The following is a 9153-nucleotide window of genomic DNA, read 5'->3' as shown; positions in this document are numbered from 1 at the left end:
ACTCAATGTATTCATGCTTTGCAATCATACAGCTAAACTCTCAAATTTGATCCACAAGCGAAAGTCCTAAAATAATCCCCAATTGAGAAGCAAATACACGAACGTTTCTTCGTCTCAAGTATGAGCATTTTCCTGAGAATAGGCACTCTTGGTTACACGTAGTCAATTCTGAGACAAATTGTCCAGTGAAATTCGCTCTATCAGGGCTGAAACGAATGGTTCAGAAAAGAAAATAGAACCATGTGGATCAAAATATATAGCACTCTATTATTTAGTTATTTTGTTCATATGTTAATTAATTGAAAACCAGAATCTTACTTTTTGCCCCACGTACCAGTCAATCAGTTAGTTCAAAGGTTGAGTAAGTATGTCACCTTTGAAAACAAAATCGCTCTGGTTTGGACTGGCCAGCTTCTGTTCGCAACTTGTCTTTTTAGTGCTGCGTTACGGCCTGCGCTATCGGTATCAGACCATCTATAACAATCTGAGCCGGGCTTTTCCTACGAAAAAAACCTCAGAAATTGTTCGTTTGCTGGAAAGCTACTACCGCCATTTAAGTGATTTGTGCGTGGAGCCATTTCTTTTTGCAGTGGCCTCCTCCCACTTGCGTACTCAATTAGCCCGCTTCACTAACATCCAATTGCTACACCGGCTCCATCAGGCCAACAAGTCGGTGATCCTGTTAGCTACTCATTACGGTAACTGGGAATATTTAATCCAATTACCATCGTATTCCCCGTATCCAGTCTATACAGCTTACTCCCCACCCCATAAGCCGTGGGTGAACCGCTTGTTACTAAGGCTTCGCAAACGTTTCGGCATCCAGTTAATTCCTCAGCAATCGTTTTACCGGCAGATGCTGGCCCGGATCAATCAGGTTGCTGAGCCTGCTCTGATGGTGCTAATTGCCGATCAGCGGCCTGGACCAGCCAGTTTGAAACATCAATTGCTGTTCTTGCAGCAGCCCACCTATGTACAGCTTGGAGCCGAACGACTAGCCCAACAGCTGAACGCTGCGGTGGTGTTTGTGGACTGCGTTAAAATAAGTCGGTTTTGCTACGAGTATCGATTAAAGGGGGTGAACTTACCCGTAAATGAAGTTATGCCTTCACTCACCCAGTGCTACTTTCAGCATCTGGAGGCCCAGATTCACCGCTCGCCAGCCTATTGGTTATGGTCTCATGACCGCTGGAAATCGTCGGTAAAGTCCCCATCACCAAGTCAGCCTGTCGAAGTCTAAAGATTGTCACATTTGGGAGCCTTTTCTGAGAATGTACATTTTGGATTCCAGTCTGATGTTTCAATAGTTGCCTAATTCAATCCGTTGCATCCTATACATTTTATAACGATGTAAAGAAATTATTCTCTGAACTGTGTAAATTGACTATGAAAGTCATCTCCTAGAAAAGTCATAAAACATGTGTTACTTTCTAGTAGCTATATTCTCACTTATTCAGCCTATTTATCAGGTCAATTTTATCGAAGGCTTGGCTGTAAAGCATAGAAATGATGGTATCTATGTTGTTATCCCTATTTTGGATAAGGGCAAGACTGTCAATGTTTGTACCCAGAATAACTATCTGTATAAGTACATCTATAAACCTACCTTCAAACGATCTTATCCGGACTATACTCAATTTCTAAAGTTAGTTCTGGCTAAAAAGGTGTCTATTCAAAGAAAACAGGTGCCAAATATTCTCTTCTGGCCGATTGATCCAAGATCTGAACTCCTGAAATTCCATCAGAAAAAGGGCTTTGATAGCTTTAAAAAAAATATCTCAGGTCAGAAGATGATCACTTAGTGAGTCGTTCCGGCCTTTCCTACAGAACTAGCCGAAATGAGCGGCTTAACTTATACAAGATTATGTTTGAACATGGATACTACGGTGACACTGATGATTATTCAGGTGAGGATGTGTTTTACAAACCTGAGCAATTGGACCAACATTATTGATACGCAAATATCTCTTCGTCTCACGTAGGAGCGATTTTTGAGACGTGGTAATAAATGACGACCAATACTCATTAAGGAAAATCCTCAGGCGGAGCCGTGACTTTCGCGATAGAAAACTACTCCTTTTTGGGGCAGACCACTTTCCGCTCGCCAACAGTAAACGACAAGTCCGTAACTAGACCCGAAGAGTTTCGATTGAAGAAAATGCCAAGGTGCTCACGACCATCATCCAATAAAAAATGGTCCTTCTTTTGGGCATACATCTCCTGTTTGCGAGAGGTGGTGGCCTTTAAGCGATTCCCTTCAAGACTAACTTTAATCCATTCCCCGGGCCGTAATTGATACGATCCTACATACTCCTTCAGCAGCCCTGGGCTAAGCTGAATCCTAGTGCGGGCGGGTTGTTGGTAAGCCTGGTGATAAAGAATCGCCAGGATCTTTCGGGTGATGATATGCAAATCCACCGCCTCTATGTTGTTGAGCATAATAATACAGATATCATCGGCGGGGATACGAGCCAACTCGGACTTGAAGCCCCAGATATCACCACTGTGCCAAACCACTTTCGCCTTGGCTACCGAATCGATGATCCAACCATAGCCATAGTTGCTTTTCACGGGAGTGTACGCTCGGTTGAGTAACGGGGGACTCAGCAGTTTATCTGTCTGTAAGCCCTGATGCCATTTATAGAGATCACCGATGGTGGAATAGATGGCTCCGGCGGCTCGGGGAGCGCTATAATCAATTAGCGTGGCTGCTTGAGCCGTATCGCTTTCGGGGAACTCCCAATAGCCTGTTGCTTTATCCAGACTGGCTAAACCAATAAAATCAAACCCACTGTGGTCCAATTGAAGCGGAGAAAACAGGTAGGTTCTGACGGCATCATAGTAACTCATACCCGATACGTGCTCACTAATGTAACCCAGCAAGATGTAGCCCGCATTACTATACTTCCAGTCCGTGCCAGGACTAAAATCCAATGCTCGGTCTTTCAAAGCTGCCAAAAATTGTGCTTCATCGGACCCCTGATACGTTTTCGTCTTGTTAATCGAATCGTTATCCGAAAGGCCGGATGTATGGGATAATAGTTGGGCAATACTGATGCTATCTCCTTTGGGAAAGTTGGGATAAAACTGGCTGACTTTATCGGTTAAGGATAGCCGGTTTAATTCGACCAACTTTAGGATTAGTGTAGCGGTAAATGACTTGGTGAGGGAGGCAATCTGGTAAATCGTTTGTGGATCATTGCGCGTTTTGTGTTTGATGTCTTTGTAGCCGTATCCCCTATTGAGTAGGATTTTACCCTGAGCGGCTACCAGGATGCTGCCATTAAATTTGCCTAAGTCAGCATAGGTATCGACTAGCTTTTTAATTTGTTGCTTGACGGGCTGAGCGTGGGCGCCAAAAGCCCAACTCATTACCAGTAGAAAAAATACACGCTTGCTGATCATGGCGATTATGGATTGCCGGAAGTTTTCTCGGATAGGCAAGCCTCCTGGCCCCCTGTTGAACTGCTCGGCTAAATACATGCTGAAACGCATTGTCTTGTCTCGGCATAGCTAGTGATCGATACGGATTCGAGCCGTTGAATCGGTCAGTACAGCGTTCAATGACCTGGCTCTTTTGTGCTCTATGCACCGCTTGGATTGCTCGGGCAAATCTCGACACACAGAAATCAACCCCCTACAAAAGGGGTATGCCATTTTCCCGTCAATTTTATGACAAGGCTGATTTACAGCATGGTAGGCAGCTTATCGAGAAACGATGTTTGGTTAGGCAGTTGGAGAGCGATGCGAAAGACGACGAATAGATTAACCCCCAGACAAACTACATACACGGGGATAAATAAGGGAAAGGGCATACCTACCAGTATCGACAACCCAGCCAATAGCAACGGAATGACTAGCATCATCAGCAGGGTAGTGAGTGTCCAAATAATCTGGAAACTAAGAATCTGTCGTCCTCGCTGCTTGACTAGTTGGTCGTGTCGGTGGTGCCAGAGAAAGATGGCGGGTAGGATGATATTGGCCAAGGGCAGAATGATACCGGCCAAGGCACTCCAGTTCAGCCTGAGCAGGTAGTCTACGGTGGCCGGGTGTGTGGCTGTGCACGGTGGCGATTGAGGAGCTATCAAGTCTTCAGGGGTTAGCTGCAACGCCCTTGCCAAGGTGCGAAGGGTGTATGCGCTGCCCACCGATTCGCCTTTTTCCAGTCGCTGGATTGTCCTTATGGATAGCCCAGATAAGTCGGCAAGCTCTTCCTGAGAGAGGTTGCGCCCTCTTCGATACGTTTTGAGTCGACTCCCTATCTCCTCGACCCGCGTGGTGTCATTCGTTTCCATTGGTCTCTCGGATTTATGGCTAAAGCTATTCATAAATGCACGTATGTTGGTATAAAAGTACAGTGATAGGCACGACTTTATATGGCACTAGAACGTCGACTTAATGTATCGTTTCGTGAAACGCCCGAATTATATACACCCTTTCGTCTCACGGGGGAGGGATTTGTGAGAAAGCACATAGAAGAGGCTATCAAGTTGGGGCCACTATCAATGGGTATACTGGCATAAGTGATTTAGGCATCATAAATACAAGATTGAGGGGACCACTGGGACGTACTGTCCGAAAAGAAACATCTCTTGTCCGTTTCTGGACACCTCTATAGTAGAACCTTCTCTCTCAAATAATTGATAGTCAAACTAATAACCACTATTATTAGTGGTTGGTAGGACATTTGTTCTACAAAAGTTAAAGAATTCAGATCTCACCTCAATTTATAATCTAAACTTAATTGTTGCCGTCATCAATGGTGAATTTACAACCAGGGCAGTACCAGGGCGCGGTAAGCGGCATAATGTCTGCCAACGGTTTGCTTATTGGACTGACGGACTATGTCCGCGATCAGTCGGCAAGCTTCATGCATACCCATCAAAATGCTCATTTGAGTTTGGGGCTTGTCGGCCAAATGGTTGTGCGAAGAAAGTCCCATGCCGGCCTAAAGGCCACGATCGAACAATTCTCGTATGTGCACGCCGGCGAAGAACATCAAACCAGTCTGGTCAGTAGGGTCGGCAAAAACATTAATTTGGAACTAGAACCGCAATTCTTTGTTCGATACGCGCTGACGGAGGCAAATTTTAGTACGCTAACCCAAACCCCTGGTGCATCCCTGCTGATGCTTAAATTATTCAGGGAGCTTCACTTCGCCGATAGGGCCCTTATTGACAATATCCATGATTTGATTCTTAGTACGCTCCAGCCTCAATTAAATGCCATCAGAAAATCACCGCCTGGGTGGGTGCCGCTCGTAAAGCAACTACTTTCTGATAATTGGGATAAAGAACTATCCTTGGACCAAATTGCTTCAACGGCTGACCTACATCCAGTAACCGTATCAAAATATTTTAGGCGCTATTTCGGCTGTAACCTAGGCGAATACCGAAGGAGGCTTAAAGTGGAGCGGGCACTGCACTTGATGAATTCTACCCCTGAATCGCTGACTGAAATTGCATATACCTGTGGTTTTTTCGACCAGAGTCATTTCATCAGAGCCTTTCGAGAAACAACCGGCTACTCGCCAAAGCGGTTCTCACTTCGGATGGCGCGCTAATTCTGTCCAATTTTCTTCGTACAGGGCCGCCTACTTTTGGCTATTCATGTACTAAACAGGTAAATCTATGTGGAAACTAGGTGTTCTACTCGTGCTTTTTAGCCAGGTTCGGGCTATCGGGCAAAATCGTCTTGCGCTGATCGATAGCCTTGTTACCAGACGGGTAGCGGATGATGAATTATCCGGCAATATTTTACTAGCGGAGAAAGGAAAGGTCGTATATGAGCGCTCCATTGGTTTGGCCAACACGCTGACCGATAGACCAACCGATCAAAACTCTTCGTTTCAATTAGCCTCTGTCTCTAAGCTATTCACCTCGGTGGCTGTCCTTCAATTGAAGCAGCAGGGAAAGCTCAAACTGGATGATCCCGTCAAAAACTATCTCCCCACGTTCCGCTATCCGCAGATCACCCTTCGGCATTTACTGTCTCATACGTCCGGATTAGCGGACTTGCAGATGTTGGAAAAACCCTATGCTGCCGATACAGGTAAACTATTTACGATCGCTGATTTAGTGCCAGCCATTAACCAGTCCGATAAAGCGATCCGGTTCAATCCCGGGGAAAAGTGGAACTATTCCAACAGTGGCTATGGCTTACTGGCTTTAATCGTGGAAAAGGTCAGTGGTCTTGCCTTTCCATCTTACCTGAGCAGGTATATCTTTCAACCCGCCGGTATGAGCCATACCTATGTTAGTACCCCGCTTCTGAAGGTGGATGACCCGCATCGGGTGAAAGGCTATGATTCGCCTACCTATGCGCCCTGGCTTCGGCAGCGAGTCGATTCACTGCCACGAAATCGCATTGAGTTGTATAATCTAGGGGGATTACTTGGGCAAGCGAATGTGGTTAGTACCACCGGCGATTTGCTCTTATTTGATCGAGCGCTGTATGGATCCAAACTCCTCAGGCCTTCCACCTTACAAGAAGCCTTTAGGCCAACTCGGCTCGCCACCCAGGAGCTAGCCACCACCGGTTGGGGAAACACGTCCGCCTATTATGGGCTGGGTTGGATGATCTTAAAAGATACGACCTCTGGTAGGGTGGTTTTCCATAGTGGCGGTATGCCCGGAGCGGTTACGCTGTTTTTACGCAACATCACGACCGATCAAACGGTGATCCTGCTCAATAATGTAACGCACCGGGGCACCCATGGCATTGGGGTTAATCTGTTTGAGTTGTTGAATGGTAGGCCCTTACTGGCCAACAAACAATCCCTGGCCAACCACTATGCCCGCACCCTGATCAGGGCCGGTGCTGAGTCGGCCCTGGAAACACTCAACGCCCATAAAACTGATACGACTCATTATTATCTGAATGAGCAGGAGATGAATCGACTGGGGCTGCAACTGTTCTATAATGCTTATCAACCGGCGGGTTTGGAGGCCTTGCGATTGACTACGGTTTTGTATCCGGCCAGTTGGAACGTTTACGATAGTTACGCCGAGGTGTTAAAAGCAGTTGGTCGGCGAGAAGAGGCCATCCTGATGTACCGTAAGTCGTTGGCACTAAATCCGAGCAATAAACGGGCTGAACAAGCCTTAGTAGACTTAATGCCGAATAAAGAGTAGCGTTATACAAAGCGTCTACTTGTTCGTCTAATTCTCACCAATCGCCCCAATTTTGAAGCAGATAGCTAAAGTTCTTCCGTCTCAGTTGGCCGAAAATGTAGTTAATAGGTGCAACTTTAAGTTGATCGATAAGCAGCTAGAGTCCGAAGTATTAAGTTTACGTGCTTCCCTTCTAGTTAAGCGTTTTCCGCTCGTACAGCCTCCAGTATTTCCTGGGCTAGCGTCTGAATCCGCTGCTCAATAACCTGTAATGGCTGCCCGGTTTCTTTAGCGATCCGTTCGGCTTCTAGCTGCTCAAGTACCCGTAAATGAGCCTGTGTGACTACTAGTAATTCCTTTATTTCGGCTATGGCTAGATGCATGAATTGTTAAGTTTATTACTAGTCAACAAGTATAGAGAATCCGCTCTATAAATGAAATAATTGAAATCCAGCTTATTTCTGGAGCACATGAATGGACATATTCGCCGTCTCAGTTGGGAGCGATTTATGGATCAGACCTGTTATCCGTTCTTTTTACGGTCAAGTTACTTTAGACAAACATATACAAGATTATACAACAAAAGTAAATATCACTTCTGGCTAAATACATGAAAACTATCTGCTGGATTTTGACCCTGATTAGCTAAGGCTGTACTTGATCGATCCAGTGCTGGAGAAGATCAATAATGGATGGATCGCGTTACTGTATCTTCTAATAGGCCCTGTTTACTTTTGGAAGAAACAACTTTTTTATCCATCGTTGAATAATATGCTCTTAGGGTTAATAACATATTATCTCATTAGAGGTTACGTAACTTAATATATGGTTTACTTATAAAATCAACCTCACTATGCGTGCGCCCGTTCTCATTATCTTACTACTAGCTACATTTTGGCTGCCTCTTCAGGCGCAAACAGTTCAAACCGATTCAAGCTCAACGCCTGATCATTTAATTTACACCGTTGTCCAACAACAACCCGAATTTCCGGGCGGCATGAGTAAACTGGGTCAGTATATCAGTGAAAATCTACGGTATCCTAAAGCGGCTCAAGCAGCCGGGTTGTCAGGACGGGTATTTATTCGATTCCTCATTACTAAACAGGGTGCCATTGAAAAAGTCAAGGTTTTAAAAGGGGTTTCCCCCGAGATCGATGCGGAAGCCATACGAATGGTGGCCAGTATGCCGAATTGGGTGCCTGGCAAAGTAGATGGTCAGGCTGTCGATTGCTTTTATAATTTGCCGATCAGCTTTTCAGTACGGTGAAGGAGTGAATCCTTTTGAGCGCTTCGATACATGAAATAACTATAGCTTTCAAATTAGTCAGAGCCTTACTTAGCAGAAAAAGGGTATTTATCTAATAAATTTATCCCGAATAAAGGGCACCAAGCCGCAAAATACAAAAGAACTTACCCAGATTACCCAGGCTATAACTTTAGCTTCTCTAGTGACTCCAAACTGATCTAGATCGGTGAAGCCCGTTTGTTTGTCTACTTGGTAGCGAGTGAATAAGAAGTGATACAGGTTAAACCATAACAAACCGTACAGTAGTAAGACTAGCGGTTTGCTCTGACTACTTATTTTAGAAGTAAAACCTAGCTGATTAACTAGTAAGTAACCCAATCCAAACAACCAACAATAAATCCCCAAGCTTACTTGTAAGAGTGCATCAAACCAAGCCGGTGATCTACCTGGCTGAGGGGTGGGTTTATAGGCTAAATGCAGTAAGAAAAACGTCAAGTAGAAGCGATAGAGTAATTTCATCCGTACCTATCAAGCTGTGAAAAGGATGTATAGTGGCCGTCTTTTCTGTTGTATAATCTAGGTGGCTGTTGCAAAAGTCGATAGGACTATGAATTGGCTTCTTGAACAGTCTCCTTTTAACGACTATTTGGATGATAATAGGGCCAAAGCTTGTTCCTGTATAACCCGGTTCAGACTTTTGCAACAGCCACCTAGTATATGTAAAGCTAGTAGCGTAAATATAGGATTTATGTCTGTTCAAAATTGGCCGGTTGGGTGATCGAAACGGAATTTTAC

Annotated in this window: 7 protein-coding genes; 4 read left to right on the top strand and 3 right to left on the bottom strand. The window is 45.0% G+C overall.

The genetic code is table 11. The features are described from left to right. The first annotated feature begins 367 nt into the window (after positions 1-367). Positions 368-1240, top strand: a complete 873-nt coding sequence (locus IC229_RS33540) for a lysophospholipid acyltransferase family protein (RefSeq protein WP_190893149.1) — start codon at positions 368-370, stop codon at positions 1238-1240. Between the two features lie 830 nt (positions 1241-2070). Here the strand turns inward: IC229_RS33540 and IC229_RS33535 are convergent. Continuing rightward, positions 2071-3495, bottom strand: a complete 1425-nt coding sequence (locus IC229_RS33535) for a serine hydrolase domain-containing protein (protein ID WP_223834363.1) — start codon at positions 3493-3495, stop codon at positions 2071-2073. Between the two features lie 191 nt (positions 3496-3686). Beyond that, complete coding sequence (locus IC229_RS33530) at positions 3687-4295, bottom strand: helix-turn-helix domain-containing protein (RefSeq protein ID WP_190893147.1); 609 nt, start codon at positions 4293-4295, stop codon at positions 3687-3689. Positions 4296-4759: 464 nt separating this feature from the next. Here IC229_RS33530 and IC229_RS33525 point away from each other — a divergent pair, with 464 nt between their 5' ends. Beyond that, positions 4760-5563: a helix-turn-helix domain-containing protein gene (locus tag IC229_RS33525; protein ID WP_190893145.1), complete on the top strand. Its 804-nt coding sequence runs from the start codon at positions 4760-4762 to the stop codon at positions 5561-5563. A 67-nt stretch (positions 5564-5630) separates the two neighbouring features. Next, entirely contained in the window at positions 5631-7133 is a 1503-nt protein-coding gene (locus IC229_RS33520) for a serine hydrolase domain-containing protein (RefSeq protein WP_190893143.1), read from the top strand. 176 nt (positions 7134-7309) lie between these two features. Here IC229_RS33520 and IC229_RS33515 read toward each other — a convergent pair whose 3' ends face one another. Further along, positions 7310-7495, bottom strand: coding sequence for a hypothetical protein (locus tag IC229_RS33515; RefSeq protein WP_190893142.1), 186 nt, complete (start codon positions 7493-7495; stop codon positions 7310-7312). A gap of 470 nt (positions 7496-7965) precedes the next feature. Between IC229_RS33515 and IC229_RS33510 the strand changes: the two genes are divergently transcribed. Further along, entirely contained in the window at positions 7966-8379 is a 414-nt protein-coding gene (locus tag IC229_RS33510; RefSeq protein ID WP_190893140.1) for an energy transducer TonB, read from the top strand. Positions 8380-9153: the final 774 nt, after the last annotated feature.

The sequence above is a fragment of the Spirosoma profusum genome (assembly GCF_014699005.1).
Classification (GTDB): Bacteria; Bacteroidota; Bacteroidia; order Cytophagales; family Spirosomataceae; genus Spirosoma; species Spirosoma profusum.
The sequence above is the reverse complement of the archived record's forward strand: the minus strand, read 5'-3'. Positions and strand labels throughout refer to the sequence as shown.

What these genes read in the sequence shown, in the direction of transcription:
- IC229_RS33530 (WP_190893147.1), bottom strand. Translation starts at nt 4,295, where the DNA reads ATGGAAACGAATGACACCACGCGGGTCGAGGAGATAGGGAGTCGACTC.
- IC229_RS33520 (WP_190893143.1), top strand. Translation starts at nt 5,631, where the DNA reads ATGTGGAAACTAGGTGTTCTACTCGTGCTTTTTAGCCAGGTTCGGGCT.
- IC229_RS33525 (WP_190893145.1), top strand. Translation starts at nt 4,760, where the DNA reads ATGGTGAATTTACAACCAGGGCAGTACCAGGGCGCGGTAAGCGGCATA.
- IC229_RS33535 (WP_223834363.1), bottom strand. Translation starts at nt 3,495, where the DNA reads ATGCGTTTCAGCATGTATTTAGCCGAGCAGTTCAACAGGGGGCCAGGA.
- IC229_RS33515 (WP_190893142.1), bottom strand. Translation starts at nt 7,495, where the DNA reads ATGCATCTAGCCATAGCCGAAATAAAGGAATTACTAGTAGTCACACAG.
- IC229_RS33540 (WP_190893149.1), top strand. Translation starts at nt 368, where the DNA reads ATGTCACCTTTGAAAACAAAATCGCTCTGGTTTGGACTGGCCAGCTTC.
- IC229_RS33510 (WP_190893140.1), top strand. Translation starts at nt 7,966, where the DNA reads ATGCGTGCGCCCGTTCTCATTATCTTACTACTAGCTACATTTTGGCTG.